Here is a 21,501-nt window from a genome sequence, read left to right on the forward strand (position 1 = left end):
CCGGAAACGGTCAGGGCACGTCGATGTGCACGCTCGTGGACTTCACCCGGGCGGTCACCGTGACCCCGACGTCGAGCCCCAGCTCCTCCACGGCCTCCCGCGTCACCAGCGAGACCAGCCGGTGCGGGCCCGACTGGACCTCCACCTGCGCGGCCACGTCGTCCACCCGCACCCCCGTGACGATCCCCACGAAGGAGTTCCGGACGGACGTGGGCACGTCGTCCTCCGGAACGGCGTGGAGCCCGGAGCCCCGCTCCTGCGCGAAACGGGCCAGGGCCGTCCCCTCGATCACCCGCTTGCCGGCCCCGTCCCGCTCCATGGCGAGCCTGCCGCCGTCCGCCCACCGGCGAACGGTCTCCGAGCTCACTCCGAGCAGCTGCGCTGCCTGCCCAATGCTGTATGACGGCACCGTCGCACTCTAGGCCACGCCCCGACCCCCGTGGCATGCGGGCGGCCGGGCCTCGCCCGGTTCGCCGAGCGCCTGCTGCCTCCGGGCGGCGCCGCGTGGACGTGCGACGAGAACGGGGGCGGCACAGCGGAAGCCGTGCCACCCCCATCCGTCGTACGGGCTCGATCCGGCCGTTCCTACGCGCGGGCCGCCCGCGTCCGGTGCACGAGGCCGGCGATCACGTCCACCACCAGGAACGCGAGCAGCGTGCAGCCCAGGACGGGGAGCGCCCAGCCGAGGACGGCGACCACCGGGATGCCCACGAGGAGCGCGGGCAACGGGACACGGCGCCAGGCGCCGCGGGCGGGAGCCCTGCCGACGAGGGCCGGGCGGTCCTCGCGGGTCGGGCGGCGCTGCCACCACATGCGGTAGCCCCAGAAGGTGACGAGGATCAGGCCGAGCGCGACGACGGCGAGCACGATCTGGTTGGCGATCCCGAAGAGCACGCCCATGTGACCCTGCACGCCGAGCTTCGACAGCTTGGCGAGGAGCGGATAATCCGCCCACCGGGCGTGCGCGGTGACCTCGCCCTTCGCGGGGTCGACGGCGACCCGGTCGTAGTGCACCGGCCAGACGTTGTCCTTCTGCGCCACGACCCACGCGCTGGAGGCGTCGGCGGCCGGAGTGAGTTCGACCGTGCCGCCCAGGCCCGCCTCGCGGGCGGCGGCGAGCACTGCCTCGAAGGCGGCCGGATCCGGGTCGGCGGGCTCGGCGGCCCCGCCGTGCCCGGCGTGGCCCGCGTGCTCGTCACCGCCCGCCTCGGAGGCCGGCCGGGCGCCCGGCAGCAGGGTGTCCAGTTCCGGCGCGTGCCCCTCGGCGGCGTCGAGGAGCTGCCCGAAGCGTTCGCCGGAGTACGTGGACCAGGTCAGACCGGTCGCGCTCAGGAAGAGCAGACCGAGAGCGAGCCAGACACCGGTCGCGGCGTGGAAGCTCCGGGTCCTGCGCACCCCACGGGCGGCGCGGTCGGGCAGCAGGGCGCCGCGGACGGACTTCACGCGCTGCCCTCGGCTGCGGCCGAGCCACAGGACGAGGCCGCCCACGACGAGCACCCAGAGCCAACTGGCCGCGACCTCCGCGTACAGACGGCCGCTCTCGCCGAGGTGCAGGCTCCGGTGCAGCTCGTCGAGCCAGGTCGTCAGAGGGGTGGCGCCCCACGAGGTGGTGAGGTCGCCCCTCACCTTCCCGGTGTAGGGGTCGACGAAGACGGTGCGCTGCTTCTCGCCCAGCTCGGGCACGGAGAGCACCACCCGGGTGGTGTCCTCCGGCTCGGCCGGGGTGACGACGGAGGCGAGGCTGCCCTCCGGGTGCGCGGCCCGTGCCGCGGCGATCTGCTCGGACAGCGGGCGCGGCCGGTCTCCGACCCGCTCGACGCGCAGCTGGTCACCGTGGACGAGCTGGTCGAGCTGCGGGGTGAAGGTGTAGGCGAGGCCGGTGAGCGCGGCGACGAGCAGGAACGGGGCGACGAACACCCCGGCGTAGAAGTGGAGCCGGACCAGCAGGGCCCGTACGCCCTGCCAGGAGCGTCCGGCGGGCGCCGCCCCGGCGGCGGGAGCCGTTCTCTGCGGGTCTTGATCGATGGTTGCGGACATGCGTGATCCCCAAAGGTGCGCACGCGTCACGAAGCGCGCGTGCGAAGAAGCCGAAAGGTGAGGTGGACCGCCGCGAGGGCGGGTGTCGTGATCGCGTCCGTGCGATCAGGCGGGGATCACCGGGGGAGGGCCTCGTCGGGGACGGCAGCGGGCGAGGAGGACGCGCAGGCGTACGTGGCCGGCCGTGAACGGCGCCGGCGGCCGCCCCTCGGGCGTCACCGGGCAGAAGGCGGCGGGGGCGAGAAGGGGGAGACCGGGTAGGAGCAGGGCGGCGAGCCGCCGCAGGACCCGTTCCCCGTAGATCACGCAGAGGGCGGTGCCGAGCGTGGCCAGGGCGTGCCCCGACGTCATCGAGGCGGTCGTCCCGTGTCCGGAACCGGCGGCACCCATGTCTGCCGGCATGGTCATGTGCGTCGGCATGGGCATGTGCATCGGCACGGCCCCATGCGTCGACATGGCCATGCCCGCGCCGTGGTGGTGCCCGTCGGCCGTGACTCCGTGACCGGAGCCGTCGGCCGGCGGCATCGTCAGGCGGTGGAACACCAGATGCTGGGCGAACTGCGTCGCACCCAGGACGAGCACCGAGACGTCGAAACGCCGCCGTCGCCGACCGCCGAAGAGCGCCGTGCCCACCAGGGTCAGTCCGACGAAGACCATCGCGAGGCCGCGAGCCCCCGGCAGGGAACCACCGGCGGCCACGTGGCCGGCCGCACCCAGGAACAGGGATGCCGAAGCGCAGAGCAGACCCCTCGAAGTCCGCCTCGTCCAGCTGTCCCGTCCCCGCACCGGCACAAGGTATCCAGCGGTCGTCGACCCGGCGGCACCCCTCAGGGGCGTCCTCCGGCACCTGGAGCGGCTCGGGTTGAGCTGTAGCGACGTCAACAGGCGTACGGCGGAAGCCCGTTCGTCCGGGGGCGCGGGGACGGTGGCATGGCGAGAGCGGAGGAACAAGCCCTTCGGAGTGGGCGGAATCACAACGGGAGGAAGCGGCTGTGGAGGGGCGGTGCGTCGAGTCGTCTGAGGACACGGGTCAGTTCCCGAGGGAGTCAGTGGCTTTCCTCACTTGTTGGGCCGGTTTGGGTGAGATGGCCGGCTGGGCAGCATCGACGTGCCGGAACGACCGCGCATCCCGAAGACCGAAGGGGCGAGGTGGCCCATATGCCCGACACGACTCCCGAACCGATCGCGACCTTCTGCGGAAAGTGCGACTGCGGGTGCCCGCAGCTCTTCGTCGACGCCGACGCGCCCGAGGACAGGCGCGTCCGCCTCACCGACGACTTCGGCCAGCAGGTGCAGATGAGCGAGGAGCAGTTCGCCGACCTCGTCGCCCAGGCCAAGGCCGGTGCACTGGACCGATTCGCGGTGGCCGCGCCCCCGGTGTGAGGCGCGCCTCCGGAGCAGTCGGACCACAGGGCGGTCGGGTTCCGGCGGGAGGGGGTGGGATCACCCGGGGTCGAGGACCCACCCCCTCGTCCGCTCGGTACCGGGGTCAGGCGGGGGCGAGCGCTCTCGTGACCCGCCTCCGCGCGGGAGCCGTGCTTCCGGAACCCGCCCGGGCGGCCGCCTGGGCGGGTTCCTCGTCGTCCCGCAGCAGGGAGACCAGGGACGTCCGGGCGCGGGCGACCCGCGAGCGGACCGTGCCGACCGGGCAGCCGATGGCGTCCGCGGCCTCGGCGTAGGGCAGGCCCAGGAGCTGGGTCAGGACGAACGCGTCGCGCCGTTCGGCCGGGATCGAGTCCAGCAGCTCGGCGAGGGCGACCCCGTCCTCGAACCCGGGCAGGCCCAAGGGCTGGGTGTGCTCCGCCTCCGCCTGCCAGTCGTCGCGGTCGGACAGGCGGGGGCGTGCGGCGGCGCGCCGCCGACTGTCGACCACGGTGCGGCGGGCTATCGAAAGGAGCCAGGTGCGGGCCGAGGACCGCCCCTGGAAGCGGGGCAGCGCGGAGACGGCCCGCAGGAAGACCTCCTGGGTGAGGTCGTCGGCCGCCTGGCGGTCGGCACTCAGATACGCCACGTACCGCCACACGTCGCGGTGCAGGGCGCGGACGAACAGGTCGGCCTTGGCGGGGTCGCCGTCCCGCGCGGCGAGAGCGAGCCGGGTGGTCGCCGCGTCGCTGTCGGCGTCCGGCGCGTACACCGAGCGGGGCGGTCCGGTGGGTCCCTGAAGAAGGGGGTCATGGGCAGGAGTCATCGCCACACGTCCTTACGAGGCAAGGGGAATCCGGCGGCGCACAGGAGCACGGCGGCGCCGGTGAGGGGTCACGGCCCGCCACGACGGCAGGGCCGATGCCCGAGCGACGGAGCTGTGGATCGCGTGCCGTCGGGCTCGGGGATCCGGCTGTCAGACGACAGCGAACGCCCTCGGTGGACCTCGGGAGATGACGGAATGGGCGAGCAGGAGCCGCCGAGGAGCGCGCTCGTCACCGGCGCGGACGGGCAGGGGGCGAGCACGCCGGGGCGGTACGGGGACGACGGCGGCGAGCAGGAGCCGCACGGGCCGGAAAAGCCCCAGGGGCAGCGTCCGTACGAGTCGGAAGACGGCCCGCTCGCCGTACGCCATCCACAGTCCGCTCAGGAACGCGGCGAGAAGGTGCGCGGTGAGCATGCCCAAGGACGAGGACATGTCCGTCATGTCGTGGGCGACGGCCGCGTGGTCCATGGTCGCGTGAACCGCGGTTCCGTGACCCACGAGTCCGTGACCCACGAGTCCGTGTCCCGTGGACATGTGGTCCATGGGCATGCGCCCCGTGGACAGGTGCGCCGTGGACAGGTGAGCCATGTCCGCGCGGTCTCCCCTGTCCGCCTGACCCATCCACATGTGTGGCATCGGCACGGGGGCGTGCCGCTGGTACCCGGAGAACACCGCGTGCAGCAGGCCCTGGACGACCACGGCCGCCGTCGTCACCGCCGAGAGGCCGCGCTCGCGGCCCGCGAGGACCCAGGCGACGGCGAGCGTGCCGACGAAGGCGAGGCCGAGCGCCGGCGCGGGAAGGTCCTGTCCCGACATCAGGACGTGGCCGGTGGACGCGAGCAGCACGCAGACGGCCGCGAACAACGCGGCCCGCACTCCTCGCGACCATCGGCCTGGGGTCATGGCGCGCCCATCCTTGCACCCTTCTTCGGAGGCGGATCGGGTACGTCGCCGAGCGAGGCCGCCCCCTCGGCCCGTCGTGTCATGAGTACGCGACTGTGGTGCGCCCCACAAGTACGCCCCGGCAACTCCCGGCCGCTCGCGACGACTTCTGCCCGTCGACGGCGGAAGGACCCGTCGTCGCGCGGAAGGAGGACCACGTGAAGTCCATGCGTGGGGCGGCGACTTCGGCCTGCCGGAGACGCCGCTCGGCCTGACGGCCACGGTCGGGTTCGGTACCGCCGCCGTGCTGCTCGTGGCCGCCGCCCGGGTCGCCCCCTGGGCGGAGGCCGACACCGCCACCCGCGGCCTCAGCCTCTGGTACGGGGCGGCCCTGGCCACCGAGGACGACGTGGCCACCGCCCTGCGCGAGCGCGCGGCGAGGACCGCGCTCGCCGCGTGGGATCCGGCACTCGGCCTGGTCCCGTGGGGCGCGGCCCCGGGCGGGCCACGGCTGCGGGCCCGCGCCGACGGCGTCCCCGGCCTCGTATCCCTTCTGGGGGCCGCCGGACCGGAAGGGCGAGCGGCCGCAGCCGCGCACCTGCACCGTCACCTCGGCCCGTGCTTGTCGGGGGAGGAAAGAAGGCGGCCCTGTCCGGCGTGGCGCCGGGACGAGAGGCGCGGGACCTGGGCGGCGGAGAACGACCCCGCGCCCGGCCGGCCCCGGGACGAGGCCCGGCTGCTCCTGGCAGCCGCGGACGGCCTGCTCGCCGGCGGCGCTCTCCGACTCGACCTCGGCGACCGCCTCGGTACGGCCGTGCCGGCACGCGACAGCCCGCATCCGTACGTCCAGTCCGTCCATCCCGTGCCCTTCAGCGTCTCCGTGCCGCCGTGCTCGTGCGGTGAAGGAGTCGGACGGACGGGGCGCCGAGTTCCCGGAAACAGGCGGGAACCGCAGACCACAGCCGCCCGACCCCTCTCATGCCGTCACTCCAGGAACAGGAGCACCGCATGAACCGCAGGACATTACTCCGCGCCACCACCGCCCTCGGCGCCACGGGCGCACTGGCTGCCACGGCGGCCTCTCCCGCGTCCGGAGCCGCACCGGACCCGACCCGCCCGCTGCGCATCCACATCGCGATGTTCGACGGAGTGGAGGAGCTCGACTTCGCCGCCCCGTACGAGGTCTTCTCCGGTGCCGGGTTCTTCACCCCGCGCCCGGTCGAGGTCCGGTACGTCTCCGCCACCGGCGCCCGTGCCGTCACCGCGGCCTACGGCACGGTCGTGCGCGGCATCCGTCCCTGGGCCCCCGAGGAGGCGGACCTGCTCGTCGTCCCGGGCGGCGGCTACGCCCGCCGAGACAGCCCCGGCGTGTGGGCCGAGACCGACCGCGGCACCCTGCCCCGCGCGCTCGCGGCCGCCGGCCGGCCCGGGCTCACGATCAGCGCCCTGTGCACCGGCGTCATGCTCCTCTCGGCCGCAGGCCTCACCAAGGGCCGCCCGTGCACCACCCACCACAAGGCCAAGCCCGACCTCGCACAGCAGGGCGGCCTGGTGAAGAACGCCCGCGTCGTCGACGACGGCGACCTCGTCACCGCCGGCGGCATCACCTCCGGCCTGGAACTCGCGCTCTGGCTGGTCCGCCGCGAACTGGGCGCGGACCCGGCGACGAACCTGGAGGAGATGCTGGAGTACGAGGCCCGGGGCACCGTCTGGAGCCCACCCCCGGGCCGCTGAGGCAGGTCCGGCCGCGTCCACCGAGCCGGGTCGGCACGGTTTCTTCCCTGCCGATGAGTTCACCGTCCCCGAACGGTCCACCCAGTGACACGACCGTTCTCGACAGGAGTGCCATGTCCACCATCCAGCCGGTGATCCTCACTGCCGACACAGACGTCCTGCTCGCCTTCTACACGGAATTGTTCGGCGCCGAGGAGATCTTCCGGGTGCCGGAGGAAGGCCCGGTCTTCTACCTCGGCCTGCGCATCGGCGACACCGACCTCGGGCTGGTGGCCAAGGCGGACCCGGGGGACCGGGAGGCGCCGCGGATCCTGCTCAGTATCGGTGTCGACGACGTCGACGAGACGCTCGGCCGGGTGGCGGCGCTGGGCGGCTCGGTCCGCGGCGGCGCCAACGACATGCCGTGGGGGCAGCGCGTCGCCCACATCCAGGACCCCGACGGCAACCCGGTGAACCTCACCCAGCCGATCCCGGCCCGGTGACGCCGTACCTCACTGCCCGTCGCGCTCGGCCATCGCGCCGGGCGCGGAGGGCCGCTGTCGACACGTAAGCCTTCACCACCTCTACGACTGCCTCGGCCTTCCACCGAAGGCGCCACGGTCAGGAGTGGCGGATGGCGTCGGTGAGGCGGTCGGCCGCGTCGACGGCGGCCTTCGCGAGCCGGGCGCCGGGGTGACGGGTGAGGCGTTGGATCGGGCCGGTGACCGTGAGGGCGGCCACGACACGATGGGCCGGATCGCGCACCGGCGCCGAGACGGAGGCCATCCCCGGTTCGCGTTCGCCGATCGACTGGGCCCAGCCTCGGCGGCGTACGCCACTGAGAGCGGTGGCCGTGAAGCGAGCCCCCTGCAGACCGTGGTGATAGCGCTCGGGGTCCTCCCAGGCGAGCAGGACCTGGGCGGCGGAGCCCATCTTCATGGGGAGTGCGGAGCCGACGGGCACGATGTCGCGCAGGCCGGTGGCCCGTTCGGCGGCGGCGACGCAGACGCGCACCTCACCCTGGCGGCGGTAGAGCTGCGTGCTCTCGCCGGTGGTGTCCCGCAGCGAGGTGAGGACCGGGCCGGCCGCGACCAGCAGGCAGTCCTCGCCCGCGACGGCAGAGAGCTCGGCGAGTCGAGGGCCGAGGACGAAGCGGCCCCGCAGGTCCCTGGCGACCATGCGGTGGCGTTCGAGCGCGGTGGCGAGCCGGTGGGTCGTGGGCCGCGCCAGGCCGGTGGCGGCGACCAGCTCGGCCAGAGTGGCCGGACCCGACGCCAGCGCACCGAGGATCACCGCGGCCTTGTCGAGGACACCAACACCACTGGAAATATCGGACATGTTCACGAAAAGGGGTACTCCAGTCTCGTCCGCGAGCCATGCACCGCGGAGACCTCGCCCAGGGAAGGGCAGGGGTGGTCAGCGGGAAAGGGCCGAAGAGGTCGGCCGGTACACCGCGGTGGTCACGAGACGAGTACGGGGAAAGCCCGGCGTGGACAGAGCGTGGGCGAAAGACAGCACAGAGAGCACCGTGTCTCCTCATCTTTTCCCGCGCCACGTTGGCGCGGGCCGGAGTTGGCACTGATCCCGACGGCGCGGCGCGAACGTCGAGCGCCGAGTCGACCGGGGAGTTGCCGGGGCTTCGTAGGGCCGGTCCCTCCACCCCTCTGGATGATTCGCGAGGAACCATACAAGACTCCCGGGGCGACCTGCCAACGGCTTTCCGGCCATGCGGGGCGAAGGTCCTCCACCCGAGGTCCGCGATCGCCCTCGGGTCGTGTCGCTGCCGCGGCGGTCGCGCGGCAACCCACAGGATGGACGGGCGGTCACAGGGTTGGTGTGGCGCTCGCCGGTGGCCGAGCCCGTCGGCAGGACCGGTCCGCGAGCTTTGGAGAAGGTGTTGACGAGGACGCCGCCCCGAGGAGTCCCCGGGTCCGTCGCCTTCCCGTTGCTGAGCGTGCGGTGGGAGCGGCTCACGATGGTGCACTGGAGGTACGAGGCCGAGGTCGTTCAGCGCCTGCTGCCCAGGGGGTTGCTCGTGGATCGGTTCGAGGACCGGGCCTGGGTCAGTCTGACGCCGTTCATGATGTCGTCCGTCCGCGGCCTGGGGGTCGTGCCGCTGCCTCCCGCCGCCTTTCCCGAGACGAACCTGCGGACGTACGTACGGCTACCGGACGGACGCAGAGGGCTGTGGTTCTTCTCCCTCGACGTCACCGCGCCCTACCTGCTGGCCGGGCGGGCGCTCGGGGTGCGCTACCGGTCGGCGGACCTGACGGTGCGTGAGCGCGGCGCCGACACGTTCTACGGCGGGCGGCGCCGGGGCGCGGAGGGCGTCGGATATCGGCTGGGGGTCCGTGCGGGCGCGCCGGTCGAGGAGAAGTCGCCCCTCGACGAGTGGCTCACGTCGAGGTGGGTCGCCTTCTCTCGGCGTGCGGGCCTCCTGTGGCTCACCCCGGTGGACCATGAGCCCTGGGCGCTGAGGCGGGGGACGGTCAGGGAGTTGGAGCAGACGCTCACCCGGAGCGCGGGTCTTCCCGATCCGGAACCCTCGCCGCTGGTGCACGTGTCCCCGGGGGTCGGTCCCGTTCGCCTCGGTCCTCCTCGTCCGGTGCTCTGACGGTGACGGTCAGGCGAGCAGGTTCACGGCGCTCTGGAACAGGCCGGGGAACCGGGCGGCCGTCGGCATGATCAGGGGGGCCAGTGGTGGCTGGTTCCGGACCCAGAGCAGGGACCTCGTCAGGAGGCGGTAGCTGCGGGACAGACGCCACCAGGCCTGTTCGTACGCCTGCGGGCGGCCCTCGCGGAGGCAGCGTACGAGGGTGTCCGCCGCCGTCAGGGCGAGGGTGAGGCCCTCGCCGGTCAGCGCGTCGACGTACCCGGCGGCGTCGCCGACGAACAGCACTCGGCCGGCCACCCGGGAACGGGCCTGCTGGCGGAGCGGGCCGGCGCCCCTGACCGGTGTCCTGCCGCCCGTGCGCAGACGGGCGGCCAAGCGGGGGAAGCGCATCAGCTGGTCGTCGAAGGGCAGTTGGCGTGAGGTGAGGATGGCGACGCCGACCTGCCGCGGTCCGAGCGGAGTGACGTACGCCTCGCAGTCGGCGGACCAGTGCACCTCGACCAGGTCGGTCCACGGCTCGACGGCGTAGTGGCGCCGCAGTCCGTACCGGGGCGTGTGTCGTCGGCCGGCGGCCGGCCGTACGGTCAGGCCGAGCGCGCGCCGGGTGGGGGAGTGCAGTCCGTCGGCCGCCACGAGATAGCGGGCGGTGATCCCGTCGGCGGTCACGTACGCGTCGGACTGGGTCACCTGGCGGATGCGGTGCGGGACGACCGGAACACCCAGCTGGGCGGCCCGGGCGGCGAGCGCCTCGTGCAGCACGGTCCGGCGTACGCCGAGACCGGACCCGGTGCGGAACCGGGCTTCGGCGCTTCGGTCGCCGACGGCGTCGACATAGCGGATGCCTCGAAGGCGTGGGCCGGGCACATGCACGTCGAGGGCTCTCAAGGCGTGCACCGCCGAGGGCATCAACCCCTCTCCGCAGGCCTTGTCGATCGGCGCCGGCCGTGGCTCGGCGACCATGACGTCGAAGCCTCGTCGCGCTCCGTGGATCGCGGTGGCCAGGCCCGCCGGGCCGCCGCCGACGACGAGGAGGTCGATCATGACGCGGCACCGGTGGGGGAGAGGGCGTGCGAAGGCGCCAGCGCGGTGTTCTCGCAGCGGATACGGACGGTGAGCAGGGCCGCGTTCAGGAGCGAGAAGCCCAGGGCGGTCAGCCAGGCGGTGTGCACCAGGGGCAGGGCCGCGCCCTCGACGACGACCGCGACGTAGTTGGGGTGCCGGAAGTGGCGGTAGGGGCCGGAGGCGACGAGCGGGAGGTCGGGGACGATCAGCACCCGGGTGTGCCAGCGGGGCCCGAGCGTGCCGATGCACCACCATCGCAGGGCTTGGGCGGCCAGCGTGAGGGCGAGGGCGGGCCCGCCGAGCAGCGGCACGAAGGGCCGGTCGGCCGCCCAGGGCTCGACGAGGCAGCCGAGGAGGAGCGCCGCGTGCAGGACGACCATGACCGGGTAGTGCCCGGCGCCGTACTCGCGGGCGCCTCGGGCCCGGCTCCAGGCGCCGTTGCGTCGCGCCACGGCGAGTTCCGCGAAGCGTTCGGCGACGACCAGCAGGACCAACACGGTGTACAGCGTCAGGGCCACGACACCCTCACCAGGCCAGGAGGACGAGTTCGGACGAGAAGCCGGGCCCGAAGGCGAGCATCAGGCCGATCGTTCCGGGCGGCGGCCGGTCGGTCTGGGTGTCCTTCAGGATCTGCAGCACCGAAGCGGAGGACAGGTTGCCGTGAGCGGCCAGGGCGCGGCGGCTCGCCGCGAGGGCCGAGTCCGGCAGGCCGAGCTCCTCGGCGAGCGCGTCCAGGATCTTCGGGCCGCCGGGGTGGCAGATCCATGCCCCCACGTCCCCGGGCTTGAGGTCGTGCACGGCGAGGAAGGACTCGACCTCCTCGGTCACGTGCAGCCTGACGAGTCCGGGGAGTTCCGGCCCGAGGACCATGCGGAAGCCCCAGTCGCCGACGTCCCACCCCAACAGGTGCTCGGTCCCGGGGTACAGGCGGCTGCGTGCCGCCACGACGCTCGGCACGGAGGACCCGGACGGGCCTGACGTCGTACGTACGGAGGACCCGGAGGGGCCTGATGTCGTACGTGAGGACGCGGGGGAGCGCTCACTGCCGACGGCCACGAGCGCGGCGGCTCCGTCCCCGAACAGACCGCCCGCCACCAGGTTCGCCATCGACATGTCGGCGCGCTGCAAGGTGAGCGAGCACAGTTCGGTGGAGAGGAGGAGCGCGGTGCTGCCCGGCCGGCCGTCGAGGAAGTCGTGGACGCGGGCCAGGCCGGCGGCGCCCGCGGAGCACCCGAGCCCGAACAGGGGCGTGCGCCTGACGTCGGGCCGCAGGCCGATCCGCGCGGCGAGGCGGGCCTCCAGGGAAGGCGTCGCGATGCCGGTCACGGTCGTCGAGACGACCAGGTCGACGTCCTCCGGGCGTACGTCGGCGTCGTGGAGGGCCCGCTCGACGGCTTCGGCGCCCAGCGCGGTGGCCAGTTCGACGAAGAGACGGTTGGTCTCGCCGAAAGTGCCGAGATCACGGTAACGGTCGAGGGGCAGGGCGAGATGACGGCTCTCCACGCCGGCCGCTGCGTGCAGCCGGCGCACGAGGCCCCTGTCGGATCCGGGCGGCAGGCCGGAGACGAGGTCTTCGGTGATCTCGTGCTGCATGTAGCGGTGCGGCGGGAAAGCCGTGCTCACCGCGAGGACGCGGGTCATTGCTCCAACATAGGGACGGTGAGGCCTCGACACCCTCAACCCGGAGGTCATGGGCGCGCCGTCGCCTAGCGTGGTGCGGTGCGCCCCACCACGGACGAAGGAACCCACCGCCTCGCCACCCCGGCCGTTCCCGGCTCGACGGAACGCCCGGTCGTCGTCGGTCTGCTGAAGGCGAGTCACCCGATGCCGGCGGCGGCGGTGACGGTCCTCGCGGCGCTGCTGGCCGCTGCGTCCGGGCTGGACTTCGCCCCGGCGGCCGGGGCGGTCGCCGCGGTCGCCGCGGGGCAGTTGTCGATCGGCTGGTGCAACGACCGGCTGGACCTACGGCGTGACCGGGCCGCCGGACGCCGTGACAAGCCCCTGGCCACGGGGGCCGCACGGCCGGGCACGGTGGGCACGGCGGCCTTTCTGGCCCTGCTGGTCTGCGTCCCGCTGTCGCTCGGCTGCGGGCTCCTGGCCGGCGCGGTGCACCTCGGCTGCGTCGCCGCCGGCTGGACGTACAACCTGTGGCTCAAACGGACGGTCCTCTCCTGGCTGCCGTACGCCGTCGCCTTCGGACTGCTGCCCGCGTTCCTGACACTGGCCCTTCCGGGCCGCCCGTGGCCACCCCTGTGGTTGACCGCCGCGGCGGCGCTCCTGGGGACCGGTGCCCACTTCGCCAACGTCCTGCCCGACATCGAGGACGACCTCGCGGGCGGCGTGCGTGGGCTCCCCCAGAGAGTGGGCCGGCGCGGCTCCGTGGCGTCGGCCGCGGTCCTGGCGCTGGCTTCCTGCGTGATGCTGACGGCAGGTCCGACGGGCCGGGTGTCCCCGGCCGGGGTGGGCCTGATCGGCGTGACCCTCGCGCTCTGCCTCGTGGCGGTGGCCGGGCCGCCTGCTCCGATGCGCGGACGCGTGCCCTTCGTCGCCGTGCTGGCCATGGCCGGCCTCGACGCCGTGCTCCTGGTGCTGGCCGGAAGCGCGCCGCCCGCCGGCCAGGGCTGGCCGTGACCGACGGGCGGCCGGCGCGCACGGTGGACGCGGGCGACCGGCTCACCGCGAGCTCAGAGACTGGTGAGGATCTGCGGTGAGAGCACCTTGATCATGGTGTTGGTCCAGCGCATCTGCCGCAGCGTCCGCGGGTGGCAGTCGGAGGACAGGGCCAGGAGCGGGTCCTGCTTCGTTGCCTGGGCGTACTGGGCGAGCATTTCCCAGTACAGGGAGTTCTCGGCCGCCGCCAGGTGGAGGGAGCGCAGGTCGCGCAGGAGGAGAAGACCGGGCTCCGGTCGACGCCCCAGCCATTCGGCGGTCTTGTCCCGCACCGTGGAGAGCGGGCCCTCGCCCGGCTTCTCCTCCGCGCCGCCCCTCAGGTCGAGTCCGTAGGCCCGGGCCGCGTCCGCGATGCGGTCGGCGTGCTCGTCGGACCAGCGGGCGAGATCGGTGGCGACGTGGTGGATCTCGTGCTCCGTGCGGTGGCGGTCCGCGACGGCCACGAGTTCCTTCTCCAGGTGGCGTTCGCCGTGATGGAGCGCGCGCAGGGTGAGGGTGGTGCCGCTCATGGCCGTTCCTCCGTCGCGTAGGCCCGCGGTCCTCCCTCGGTGGCCGGAACGCCGTCCGGCGCGGACGGCGCGGAGGCGGTGTTGGTCGGGGCGGGAGCCGGTGTGCCGTCACCTCGTGCGACGCGTTCGACGCGGGCCGCAGCCGTCTTGAACAGGGGCTGTTTGGAGGCCGGGTCCCAGTCGGTGATCGTCGTCTCGTTGGCGGCCCGGCCTTCCGCAGGCGAGGCGGGGCCATGGCCTCCGGGGGTGTCCCAGTAGCCGTAGTGGAAGGGCACGAAGACGAGCCCGTCGCGGATGTCGGTGATCCGGACGCGGGCCCGCAGCGACCCCCGCGCCGTGGAGATCCGGGCGAGGTCCCCCTCCTGGAGGTCCCGCGCGGCGGCCTCGGCGGGGCTCAGCTCCGCCCACACCTCCGGGGCCGCGGCGTTGAGCTGCGGCACCCGGCCGGTCTTGGTGCGGGTGTGGAAGTGGTAGAGGGTGCGGCCGGTGGTCAGCTGGAGGGGGTACTCCTCGCTGGTGTCCTCGTGCGGCGGGAGGTACTCGGCGGCCTTGATGACCGCCTTGCCGTCGGGGTTGAGGGACCGGTACTCGACCACCTCGACGGACGCGCCGGTGACCAGGTCCTTGCCGTAGCTCTCGCAGACGTCGGGACGCGCCCAGCCGATGCCCTCGGTGTAGAGGCGCTCGGTGCCGTCGGGAGCGTCCTCGTGACAGGGCCACTGGATGCCGCTGCCGCCCCGCAGCTTCTCGTACGTCAGTCCCGTGTAGTCGCACGGCCGGCCGGCGCTGCAGCGTTTCCACGCCTCGAACGCCTCCTCGGGCGTGCTCCACTTGATCAACGGGCCGTCGTCGCGGTCGCGGAAGTCCATGCGCCGTGCGTAGTCCAGGAAGATGTCCAGGTCGGGGCGGCTCGTCCCGGGCGGCTCCACCGCCTTCTCGGAGAGGTGGACGGTGCGGTCGGCGTTGGTGAACGTGCCGGTCTTCTCGCCCCACGTCGCGGCCGGCAGGACCACGTCGGCCAGCTGCGCGGTCTCGGTGAGGAAGAGGTCCTGGACGACGGTGAAGAGACGCTCCTGCCCGAGGATGCCGCGGATGCGGGCGAGCTCCGGCAGGGACACGGCCGGATTGGTGCCGCTGATCCACAGCATGCGCACCGACCCCTGTTCGGCGTAGCGGAAGATCTGCATCGCCGGGGTCGGCGGGGCGTAGTGGGGGATGGCCGACGGGTCGACGTTCCAGACGCGGGCCAGGTCGGCGACGTGCTGGTCGTTCTGCCAGTTGCGGAAGCCCGGCAGGTCGCCGTCGGCGCCGGTCTCGCGGGTGTTCTGGGCCGTCGGCTGGCCGTTCATCTGCAGGACGCCGCAGCCCGGCCGTCCCAGCATCCCGCGGATCAGGTGCAGGTTGTTGACCTGGACGGCGGCCGCCGTGGCCTGGTGCGACTGGTAGACGCCTTGCAGCACCGTGGACAGGAGCCGCTCGGCGCCGCCCAGCAGCTCCGCGGCCCGGCCGATGGCCGTGGCGGGCACGTCGCAGATGTTCGCGGCCCAGGCGGGAGTGCACTCCGCGACCTGCTTGCGGAGTTCCTCGAAGCCCACCGTGTGCGACTCCACGAAGTCGTGGTCGATCCGGTCGTTCCGGATGACCTCGTGCAGGAGCGCGTCGAGCAGGGCGACGTTGGTTCCGAGGCGGGGCGCCAGGTGGACGTCGGCGCGCCGGGCCACCACGGTGGGGCGGGGGTCCACGCACAGCAGCCGCGGCGGGGCCTCGCCTTCCAGCCGGTCCAGCATCCGCATCCACAGCACCGGCTGCGTCTCTGCCACGTTGTGGCCGAACAGGGCGAGAGTGTCCGCGTGGTCGACATCCGTGTACGAGCCGGGCTGGCCGTCGCAGCCGAACGACTCCTTCAGCGCCTCGGCCGCGGTGGCGGTGCACAGACGGGTGTTGCCGTCGAGGTGGTTGGTGCCGATCCCGGCGCGGGCCAGAACGGCCAGGGTGTAGTACTCCTCCAGGAACAGCTGCCCGGTGGTGTAGAACCCGATCGCTCCCGGCCCGTGGGCGGAGAGGAGCTCGCGGGAGCGGTCCACCACGCGGCCCATGGCCGTGTCCCAGTCGCACTCGACCAGGCGGCCGCCCTCCCGGACCAAGGGGCTGCGCAGGCGGTCGGCGGAGTGGTTGGCCTGCCAGCCGAAGAGGTCCTTCGGCCCCAGCCGGCCCCGGTTCACCCGGTCCACCGCACGCCCCCGGACACCGACGATGCGGCCGTCCCGCACCGCGATGTCCATCGCGTCCCCGTCCGAATGCAGCACCGACGCGGACTGCACCCACTGCTGGACATCGGCCGCTGTGACACCGTCGGCGAGGTGCGTGTCCACCCGGACCGGCCATGTCTCGCCGGCGCCGTAGGCGGTTCGTCCACCCCAGGGCCGTGCGATGCGGTCGCTCGGAGATTCCATCCGGCACCTCCGCCTTTCCCTTTCGCCTTTCGGTGGCGTGCGTCTACCCCTGGATCCTCCGGCCAAGCGACGCCCGAAACCCCCGCGGCGTCCGCCCGAGGCCCCCGCAGCGCCCGCCCGAGACGGCCATCCGCGCCCGGCCCCGTCGGCCCACTCGGGCGGATGCCGGCCTGTCCGCCGACGGCACGGACCACGTGCTGTCACGGACACCCGACACGGAGGCTGCCGCACGCACGGAGGCTGCCGCATGCACGGAGGCTGCCGCCGCCGTCAAGGCGACGACAGCCCGCCGGTGCGGTCCGCGGGACCGGGGCGCGGGCGCCTCAGTCCTTGCCGCGCCCGGTCATGGCATCCCGCAGCCGGTCGACGAGGCCCATGCCGGGGGCGAGGAGCTTGTTGGCCGGGGGCGTGTCGGGAGCGGAGGGGTGGGGACGGGTCGGCGCCATCTTCTTGGCCTGCCGCACCTTGTCCCCCAATTTATTCAGCATGTCGGCAGAACACGCCTCGCGGAGCCGGGGGAAAAGGTTGTTCTCCTCGTCGGCGACATGGGAACGGATTTCGTTCATGAGCCGCATCATCAGTTCGTCGAACCGCGGATCATCGGCGGCGCAGCCCTCCAGTTCCTTCATCGTGCGCTCGGCCTCGGCGTGCTCCCGGAGTTCCTGGTCGGCCAGCGCGTCGCCCTGGGGGACGTGTTCCCGGACCGCCGGGTAGAGGTAGGACTCTTCCGCGACCGAATGCCGCACCAGCTCCATGGTGGCCTGATCCGCGTAGTTCTTCTTGCGCGGGTCCCCGGAAGGAAGTCCCTGGATCTTGGCGAACAGCTCCTCCACTTCCTGGTGATCGGCGGTGAGCTCGGCGATGACATCGCCACCGTGTCCCATGTCCCTCTCCTTTTCTGTTCTCCGGTGTGGACTTCCAATGAAGCGCGAGGGGAGGGGAAAAGGTCGTAATTCCCGGGCCGTCAGCGTGTCGCCGTTCCGTGCCGCGTGACCTGCGTCATTTCGGATGTGCAGGGTGCCGGTTATCGTGCTGGGGTTTTCGCCCGCCCCTTCTCCGTACGGACGGTCAGCCGTGCCCGCAGACGACTTTCTCTCCCCCATCGTGGCGGCGACGACGCAGTGGCTCGTCCAGGCCTACCCGCCTGCCCGCGGCGCGTTGCAGCGCGGTCTCGCGGAGGCCCAGGCCCGCCAGGCCGTGACGGTGGCGGCACTGCTGCGTTACCCCACGGAGCTGGACGCTGAACTCGTGGTCTTCTCGGGGCCGGGAGGCGCGTCCCGTCTCGACTGGATCACCGGCGCGGATGCCGCTGCGCCGGAGGACGCCGAAGCGTGGCGCTCCTGGGTCGACGAGGTCGTGACCAGCTGGGCCGCCTGCCTCCTGGGCTCCCCGGCCCTGGCCTCCCTCGCAGCCGAAGCGGTGGTCGCGGCGCGCGGCGACACCGCCCCGGTGGCCTTCCGTCGCCTGACCGACCCGACGGAGGAGGACCACCGGTCGGCGGCCCTCCTGCGCCACCCCGACGTCCTGGCGCCGATAGCCGATCTCCACGGGGCGGAACTCCGGGACCACCTCCAGGCGGCCCTGCCGACGTGACCGCCGGGAAGCTCCGGAGCCGCGTCCCCGCGGCATCGGATCGTTCCCGCACGACGGACGAGCGGCACATCCTGGAGCAGGAGGTGCCGCTCCGGGGCGGCTACCGCTTGTGCCCGTGCCGCACGTCCAGGCAGAGCGCCCAGACGTCGGAGTAGCCGCCCTGGGAAGGCGACCCCCGCTGTGGGTGGCTGCCGTCCAGTACGACGGGTCGGCGCCCCCGTCGCCGACCGGGGTGCCGGCGGCGTCGCTCGGGAAGCTGCCGTTGAGGTGGGGGCCGCCCGAGGTCGCTTTGCTGAAGTCGGTCGTGGTCACGTTGCCGCCGCTGATCGCGGCGCCCCCGCTGACCAGCTGCCCTTCCCCACGGGAGCAGCCGACCGTCGCCGTCTGTCCCGTGGAGGCCGTGTTCGGGCCGCTGACCTCGGTGAAGTGCACCGCCGTGGAGACGTGCTCGAGGTCGATGCCGTCCGTGCTGCAGATCGCGTACGCGTAGGTCATGTTGTCCGCGCCGCGTTCACCGGACCGTTCTCCGCCGAAGGAGCGCTCGCCCCGTCCCTCTGCGGCGTACGACTCGACGGCCGGTTCACCGTGCGGGACACCGTCGGACCCGTCGTGCTGTGCGACGGCAGCTCGATCTCCGGCCCCGTCACCCCGGGGGCCAACGTGGGTGGCACCGGCCCGAGCGGCATCACCGTCGAGGGGCCCCTGAGGTGCGAGGACAACACCCCCACCCCGGATCTGCGGGGACTCGTCGTAGGCGGTCCCCGCTACGGCCGGTGCCGCTGACACGGGCGGTACGGCCTCGATGAGTGGTGTGGCGGGCCCCGAGCCCGAGTCCGCGGCCCGCAACGGCACATCGCGACCCCTAGTCAGCCCCGGGAGTTCGGTGGGACTGTCGCGCCGATGGGCGTACGCCGACGCGCGGTTTCACCCGCCTGGCCGGGCGGTCGAAGGCCACGGGCCCCGGAAGGCGTCGCCTTCCCCCTGGTGGTGGGTGTGCCCGGGGAGTGCGCCGTCACAGGCGGCGGGGTCGCAGGGGGTGGCCCGGGGCCGCAGGGGGACGCCGTGGGTGCGCAGCACCTCGCGGACGTCCAGGATCACCGGGAAGACCTCGTGGTTGCGGTCCTCGCCCTGCTCGTCCCACGCCCTCTGTTCCGCTTCGACGGCCATCCGGTCCTCTGCGAAGACACGCTCGGTGAAACGGCGGATGAACGGCCAGGCCACATGAAGGGCGGCGGGAATCCCGGGCTTCTCGATCATGAGCAGGCCATAGGCACGGCACGTACGCTGCTCGGCGTCCTCGGGCACGTACGCTGCCCAGAGCCGGAGGGCCGGGTGGTCGGCGCTCTCCGGAACCAGGTCGAGCGTCTGGTACGGGTACTCCGTGCGGATGGTCATGACATCGCTGGAGGCCGAGCCGCCGATGCCCTCACCGGCCAGCAGGCCGGCGCTGCGGTTCCGCTTCCCTCCGGTGTGCGTGAACAGGTACCGGGCTTCCACCGTCCGCCCGTCGGTCCGGTGGTTCAGGAGCTCCGGGTGCAGCTTGCCCACGACGCCACGGTGGAGGAACTGGTGGTTCATGTCGAGCAGGTTCTCGTGCATGAAGGAGTAGTGGCAGCGTACGGTCCGGGAGAAGGTCATGGTCCGGTACTTCGGTGAACCGTGTGCCGGCAGCTCCGGCAACGCGGTCTCCGCCGCCTTCTCCGGGTCCCCGGGGAAGACGAAGACCAGGCCGTACGCCTCGCGAACGGCGTAGCCACGCACTCCGCGCGGCGGCCGGCTGTCTCCTTTGGAGAGGTAGGGGATCTGGGAGATGCGGCCGTCACCGCGGTAGGCCCAGGCGTGGTAGCAGCAGCGGAGCGTCTCGCCCTCCACCACGCCCATGCTCAGAGGGACCTGTCGGTGTGCGCACCGGTCCTCCAGGGCGTGTACGGCGCCGCTCTCACCGCGGTAGAGCGCGATGCGCTCACCGGCGAACGCGGTCGCGTACGCCCGCCCCCGGCGCACCTTCCTCGACAGCGCGACCGGGTACCAGTAGTCCGGGTTCACGCCCACGCGCCGTAGGTCGGGAAGGCCCGCGGACCGCGGCGTCGTGCGCCAGGAGCGCTGGACACCGTCGCCGCTGGGGACGGGCGGCGTGGTGCCGCCAGGCTGCGTCTCGGCCATACGCACTCCCTTTGTTCCGTCAGGTGGGACATCGGGCACGCGGGACTCCAGCGCGCATGGTCCGGTCGAGCCGGCCTGCACCGGCCCGCCGAGCGACAGACGAGGTCCCGGCACCGTCCATCCTGGCCTCCCGCCCTCGGCGACGCCTCGAGGGAGGGTCCGCGCGGGTGACCGTCGCCGGTCCTCGTCGAGTCGCCGGGTCACTTCGAGCGGAACAGCGACAGGGCTTCCTCAGGGTTCCCGGGTCCCGCCGGCGGCAGCGCTTCCTCGCCGCTCCGCGGGACGGTGGTGCCGTCGAGCGCGACCGGGCCCCTCCGCGGATGACGAGGCTCAGCCCCGTCCCGTCCGACGGGTCGAGGCCGGCGACCACCGTGTCCTCGGCCGGCTCGGCGCCGAACGGCTCGCACTCCGAGCGCGGCGTAGGCCGAGAGACGCAGCAGGCGGCGCCGGAGCGGCGAGCCGCTGTCGAAACGGACCTCGCCGTCGACCGCCTTGCGCAGCGCCCGTTCCAGTTCGCCGACATCGAGGGCCTGACGGGCCCGTGGGACCCCGCGATCTCCGGGCGGGTCCTGGTCGGAATCCCGCGCGTCGTCCGACGTGGTGTCTTCGTCGGCGGCTCTCATTTCTCCCTGTGCGGGTGCGAGCCGACAGGGCGCGCCCCGTACACGCGGAAGCGCTCGGCGTCGGCCATCTCCATCAGCGGCCCGACCGAAGCCCTGGAGGTCCCGCGTCTGGCCGCGATCCCGCGCCACACGGCGGCGACCCTGCGCAAGGGAGCACCGACCCTGGCCGCGGACACCGGGAGGCGATGAGGGCCATGCGGCGCGGACTTCGCGACCGCTCTGTGGAGGCGCCGGTAGAGTGTCGGGCGGACAAGAGAAGAGATCCTCCGATGGACTCCCGCGTATCCCGCGTATCCCGCGTATCCCGCACATCCCGCATACGGACCAAGCTGGCGAAGGCGCCCTACCAAGCGCAGCGCAGCCACTCGATGGGTGCCGAGCGCCACTTGTTCCGCCTCGGCCCGCGAGTCGGTCCCGCCCGGGTGGACGCCTTCGAGCACGAACGCCACATCGCCTTGCCGGTGGCCTACCGAGAGTTCCTCGTCGAACTCGGCGGCAGCGGCGCCGGCCCCTTCTACGGCCTGCTGCCCCTGGAGGACTGCAGGCTGTTCACCATGGATCGACAGCCCTCCGACGGCAGTCCGAGGGGGTTCCACCACGTGGACCACCCGGACGCGCTGCGAGGAGACCGGTTCCTCCACATCGTCGAGATGGGCTGCACCGACCTGTGTCTCATCGGCGTGACCGGACCCCTCACCGGCCGCGTCGTCACCGGCAACGCGGACGGCTTCTGGCACCCGAACGTCTCCTCGGCCCAGGACTTCCTGAGCTGGTACGAACGCTGGCTCGACCACATGCGGGACGGCAAGGACAACCCCGCGCTGGGCCTCACCTCCCCACCGACGGTCGCGAGCGCTTCGTGGGGTCCGAGGGCCACGGCCCCGAGAGCGCGCTGACGGACGCCGCGGAGGGCCGGTGCCATCGAGGAGTGGGGAGGGGTGTCGGCGGCAGCGCCGGCCGCAGGGGCGCTGAGGACGCCGAGGAGCGAAGGGGA

General features: G+C 73.0%; 24 protein-coding genes and 1 riboswitch. Of the genes, 11 read left to right on the forward strand and 13 right to left on the reverse strand.

The features are described from left to right. Window positions 1-10: 10 nt before the first annotated feature. The 3 genes from BLW86_RS35815 to BLW86_RS35825 all read right to left on the reverse strand — a co-directional run bounded on the left by BLW86_RS35815 (window position 11) and on the right by BLW86_RS35825 (window position 2,736). The gene (locus tag BLW86_RS35815; protein ID WP_093877868.1) at window positions 11-409 is read right to left on the reverse strand and encodes a TOBE domain-containing protein; all 399 of its coding nucleotides are present in this window, start codon (window positions 407-409) and stop codon (window positions 11-13) included. Between the two features lie 176 nt (window positions 410-585). Next, window positions 586-2,037 (reverse strand): PepSY-associated TM helix domain-containing protein, encoded by a 1,452-nt coding sequence (locus BLW86_RS35820; RefSeq protein ID WP_093877869.1) that lies wholly within the window; start codon window positions 2,035-2,037, stop codon window positions 586-588. Window positions 2,038-2,142: 105 nt separating this feature from the next. After that, window positions 2,143-2,736 carry a hypothetical protein gene (locus BLW86_RS35825; RefSeq protein WP_256341542.1) on the reverse strand — a complete coding sequence of 198 codons (594 nt, stop codon included), beginning with the start codon at window positions 2,734-2,736 and terminating at the stop codon, window positions 2,143-2,145. Between the two features lie 459 nt (window positions 2,737-3,195). On the opposite strand from BLW86_RS35825, the gene BLW86_RS35830 reads away from it, so the two are divergent. Next, window positions 3,196-3,420 carry a hypothetical protein gene (locus BLW86_RS35830; RefSeq protein WP_093877871.1) on the forward strand — a complete coding sequence of 75 codons (225 nt, stop codon included), beginning with the start codon at window positions 3,196-3,198 and terminating at the stop codon, window positions 3,418-3,420. 106 nt (window positions 3,421-3,526) lie between these two features. Here the strand turns inward: BLW86_RS35830 and BLW86_RS35835 are convergent, their stop codons facing one another. Together BLW86_RS35835 and BLW86_RS35840 are read right to left on the reverse strand one after the other, a co-directional pair. Then, window positions 3,527-4,225, reverse strand: a complete 699-nt coding sequence (locus tag BLW86_RS35835; RefSeq protein ID WP_093877872.1) for a sigma-70 family RNA polymerase sigma factor — start codon at window positions 4,223-4,225, stop codon at window positions 3,527-3,529. A 150-nt stretch (window positions 4,226-4,375) separates the two neighbouring features. Further along, the gene (locus tag BLW86_RS35840) at window positions 4,376-5,128 is read right to left on the reverse strand and encodes a hypothetical protein (RefSeq protein WP_256341544.1); all 753 of its coding nucleotides are present in this window, start codon (window positions 5,126-5,128) and stop codon (window positions 4,376-4,378) included. Between the two features lie 283 nt (window positions 5,129-5,411). Between BLW86_RS35840 and BLW86_RS43530 the strand changes: the two genes are divergently transcribed. The 3 genes from BLW86_RS43530 (at window position 5,412) to BLW86_RS35855 (ending at window position 7,323) form a co-directional block, all read left to right on the forward strand. Further along, window positions 5,412-6,119 (forward strand): hypothetical protein, encoded by a 708-nt coding sequence (locus tag BLW86_RS43530; protein WP_256341545.1) that lies wholly within the window; start codon window positions 5,412-5,414, stop codon window positions 6,117-6,119. Beyond that, a complete protein-coding gene (locus BLW86_RS35850) occupies window positions 6,116-6,841 on the forward strand; it encodes a DJ-1/PfpI family protein (RefSeq protein WP_093877873.1) in 726 nt (241 codons plus the stop codon). Before BLW86_RS43530 ends, BLW86_RS35850 begins: the two co-directional genes overlap by 4 nt. 113 nt (window positions 6,842-6,954) lie before the next feature. Beyond that, a complete protein-coding gene (locus BLW86_RS35855) occupies window positions 6,955-7,323 on the forward strand; it encodes a VOC family protein (protein ID WP_093877874.1) in 369 nt (122 codons plus the stop codon). A gap of 118 nt (window positions 7,324-7,441) precedes the next feature. Here the strand turns inward: BLW86_RS35855 and BLW86_RS35860 are convergent, their stop codons facing one another. Further along, entirely contained in the window at window positions 7,442-8,158 is a 717-nt protein-coding gene (locus tag BLW86_RS35860) for an IclR family transcriptional regulator (RefSeq protein WP_093879056.1), read from the reverse strand. A gap of 195 nt (window positions 8,159-8,353) precedes the next feature. Next, window positions 8,354-8,495, reverse strand: a riboswitch (SAM riboswitch). A 279-nt stretch (window positions 8,496-8,774) separates the two neighbouring features. Here BLW86_RS35860 and BLW86_RS35865 point away from each other — a divergent pair. After that, a complete protein-coding gene (locus BLW86_RS35865) occupies window positions 8,775-9,434 on the forward strand; it encodes a YqjF family protein (RefSeq protein ID WP_256341738.1) in 660 nt (219 codons plus the stop codon). Between the two features lie 9 nt (window positions 9,435-9,443). Here BLW86_RS35865 and BLW86_RS35870 read toward each other — a convergent pair whose 3' ends face one another. From BLW86_RS35870 to BLW86_RS35880, 3 genes are read right to left on the reverse strand one after another with little or no spacing between them, the layout of a single operon-like run. Then, a complete protein-coding gene (locus BLW86_RS35870; RefSeq protein WP_093877876.1) occupies window positions 9,444-10,475 on the reverse strand; it encodes an NAD(P)/FAD-dependent oxidoreductase in 1,032 nt (343 codons plus the stop codon). Continuing rightward, window positions 10,472-11,008, reverse strand: a complete 537-nt coding sequence (locus BLW86_RS35875; protein ID WP_093879057.1) for an isoprenylcysteine carboxyl methyltransferase family protein — start codon at window positions 11,006-11,008, stop codon at window positions 10,472-10,474. Before BLW86_RS35875 ends, BLW86_RS35870 begins: the two co-directional genes overlap by 4 nt. 13 nt (window positions 11,009-11,021) lie before the next feature. Next, window positions 11,022-12,137, reverse strand: coding sequence for a type III polyketide synthase (locus BLW86_RS35880; protein WP_093877877.1), 1,116 nt, complete (start codon window positions 12,135-12,137; stop codon window positions 11,022-11,024). 78 nt (window positions 12,138-12,215) lie between these two features. On the opposite strand from BLW86_RS35880, the gene BLW86_RS35885 reads away from it, so the two are divergent. Further along, complete coding sequence (locus BLW86_RS35885) at window positions 12,216-13,127, forward strand: UbiA family prenyltransferase (RefSeq protein WP_256341546.1); 912 nt, start codon at window positions 12,216-12,218, stop codon at window positions 13,125-13,127. Between the two features lie 53 nt (window positions 13,128-13,180). Here BLW86_RS35885 and BLW86_RS35890 read toward each other — a convergent pair whose 3' ends face one another. The 3 genes from BLW86_RS35890 to BLW86_RS35900 all read right to left on the reverse strand — a co-directional run bounded on the left by BLW86_RS35890 (window position 13,181) and on the right by BLW86_RS35900 (window position 17,012). Continuing rightward, a complete protein-coding gene (locus BLW86_RS35890; protein ID WP_093877878.1) occupies window positions 13,181-13,675 on the reverse strand; it encodes a hypothetical protein in 495 nt (164 codons plus the stop codon). Continuing rightward, complete coding sequence (locus tag BLW86_RS35895) at window positions 13,672-16,128, reverse strand: molybdopterin oxidoreductase family protein (RefSeq protein ID WP_093877879.1); 2,457 nt, start codon at window positions 16,126-16,128, stop codon at window positions 13,672-13,674. Before BLW86_RS35895 ends, BLW86_RS35890 begins: the two co-directional genes overlap by 4 nt. A 323-nt stretch (window positions 16,129-16,451) precedes the next feature. Continuing rightward, a complete protein-coding gene (locus BLW86_RS35900; RefSeq protein ID WP_093877880.1) occupies window positions 16,452-17,012 on the reverse strand; it encodes a hemerythrin domain-containing protein in 561 nt (186 codons plus the stop codon). 190 nt (window positions 17,013-17,202) lie between these two features. On the opposite strand from BLW86_RS35900, the gene BLW86_RS35905 reads away from it, so the two are divergent. The 3 genes from BLW86_RS35905 to BLW86_RS41655 all read left to right on the forward strand — a co-directional run bounded on the left by BLW86_RS35905 (window position 17,203) and on the right by BLW86_RS41655 (window position 18,504). Then, entirely contained in the window at window positions 17,203-17,721 is a 519-nt protein-coding gene (locus tag BLW86_RS35905) for a hypothetical protein (RefSeq protein ID WP_093877881.1), read from the forward strand. Between the two features lie 184 nt (window positions 17,722-17,905). Then, on the forward strand, window positions 17,906-18,211 hold the full coding sequence (locus BLW86_RS35910; protein WP_093877882.1) for a hypothetical protein: 306 nt from the start codon (window positions 17,906-17,908) through the stop codon (window positions 18,209-18,211). Continuing rightward, complete coding sequence (locus tag BLW86_RS41655; RefSeq protein ID WP_143060313.1) at window positions 18,166-18,504, forward strand: hypothetical protein; 339 nt, start codon at window positions 18,166-18,168, stop codon at window positions 18,502-18,504. The genes BLW86_RS35910 and BLW86_RS41655 overlap by 46 nt, the downstream gene beginning before the upstream one ends. 141 nt (window positions 18,505-18,645) lie before the next feature. On the opposite strand, the gene BLW86_RS35920 is transcribed toward BLW86_RS41655, so the two are convergent. Continuing rightward, window positions 18,646-19,884 carry an aromatic ring-hydroxylating oxygenase subunit alpha gene (locus BLW86_RS35920; protein WP_093877884.1) on the reverse strand — a complete coding sequence of 413 codons (1,239 nt, stop codon included), beginning with the start codon at window positions 19,882-19,884 and terminating at the stop codon, window positions 18,646-18,648. A 320-nt stretch (window positions 19,885-20,204) separates the two neighbouring features. Between BLW86_RS35920 and BLW86_RS35925 the strand changes: the two genes are divergently transcribed. Both BLW86_RS35925 and BLW86_RS35930 read left to right on the forward strand, forming a co-directional pair. Beyond that, entirely contained in the window at window positions 20,205-20,696 is a 492-nt protein-coding gene (locus tag BLW86_RS35925; protein WP_093877885.1) for a hypothetical protein, read from the forward strand. 80 nt (window positions 20,697-20,776) lie between these two features. After that, window positions 20,777-21,403, forward strand: coding sequence for an SMI1/KNR4 family protein (locus BLW86_RS35930; protein ID WP_093877886.1), 627 nt, complete (start codon window positions 20,777-20,779; stop codon window positions 21,401-21,403). Window positions 21,404-21,501 lie beyond the last annotated feature (98 nt).

The organism is Streptomyces sp. TLI_105 (assembly GCF_900105415.1).
In the GTDB taxonomy this organism is placed as follows: Bacteria; Actinomycetota; Actinomycetes; order Streptomycetales; family Streptomycetaceae; genus Streptomyces.

Bases quoted from the DNA above. Each gene is read 5' to 3' on its own strand.
- BLW86_RS35820 (WP_093877869.1), bottom strand. From the start codon at position 2,037: ATGTCCGCAACCATCGATCAAGACCCGCAGAGAACGGCTCCCGCCGCC.
- BLW86_RS35895 (WP_093877879.1), bottom strand. From the start codon at position 16,128: ATGGAATCTCCGAGCGACCGCATCGCACGGCCCTGGGGTGGACGAACC.
- BLW86_RS35850 (WP_093877873.1), top strand. From the start codon at position 6,116: ATGAACCGCAGGACATTACTCCGCGCCACCACCGCCCTCGGCGCCACG.
- BLW86_RS35860 (WP_093879056.1), bottom strand. From the start codon at position 8,158: ATGTCCGATATTTCCAGTGGTGTTGGTGTCCTCGACAAGGCCGCGGTG.
- BLW86_RS35835 (WP_093877872.1), bottom strand. From the start codon at position 4,225: ATGACTCCTGCCCATGACCCCCTTCTTCAGGGACCCACCGGACCGCCC.
- BLW86_RS35830 (WP_093877871.1), top strand. From the start codon at position 3,196: ATGCCCGACACGACTCCCGAACCGATCGCGACCTTCTGCGGAAAGTGC.
- BLW86_RS35900 (WP_093877880.1), bottom strand. From the start codon at position 17,012: ATGGGACACGGTGGCGATGTCATCGCCGAGCTCACCGCCGATCACCAG.
- BLW86_RS35880 (WP_093877877.1), bottom strand. From the start codon at position 12,137: ATGACCCGCGTCCTCGCGGTGAGCACGGCTTTCCCGCCGCACCGCTAC.
- BLW86_RS35925 (WP_093877885.1), top strand. From the start codon at position 20,205: ATGACGAGGCTCAGCCCCGTCCCGTCCGACGGGTCGAGGCCGGCGACC.
- BLW86_RS35920 (WP_093877884.1), bottom strand. From the start codon at position 19,884: ATGGCCGAGACGCAGCCTGGCGGCACCACGCCGCCCGTCCCCAGCGGC.
- BLW86_RS35840 (WP_256341544.1), bottom strand. From the start codon at position 5,128: ATGACCCCAGGCCGATGGTCGCGAGGAGTGCGGGCCGCGTTGTTCGCG.
- BLW86_RS35890 (WP_093877878.1), bottom strand. From the start codon at position 13,675: ATGAGCGGCACCACCCTCACCCTGCGCGCGCTCCATCACGGCGAACGC.
- BLW86_RS35870 (WP_093877876.1), bottom strand. From the start codon at position 10,475: ATGATCGACCTCCTCGTCGTCGGCGGCGGCCCGGCGGGCCTGGCCACC.
- BLW86_RS35855 (WP_093877874.1), top strand. From the start codon at position 6,955: ATGTCCACCATCCAGCCGGTGATCCTCACTGCCGACACAGACGTCCTG.
- BLW86_RS35930 (WP_093877886.1), top strand. From the start codon at position 20,777: ATGGACTCCCGCGTATCCCGCGTATCCCGCGTATCCCGCACATCCCGC.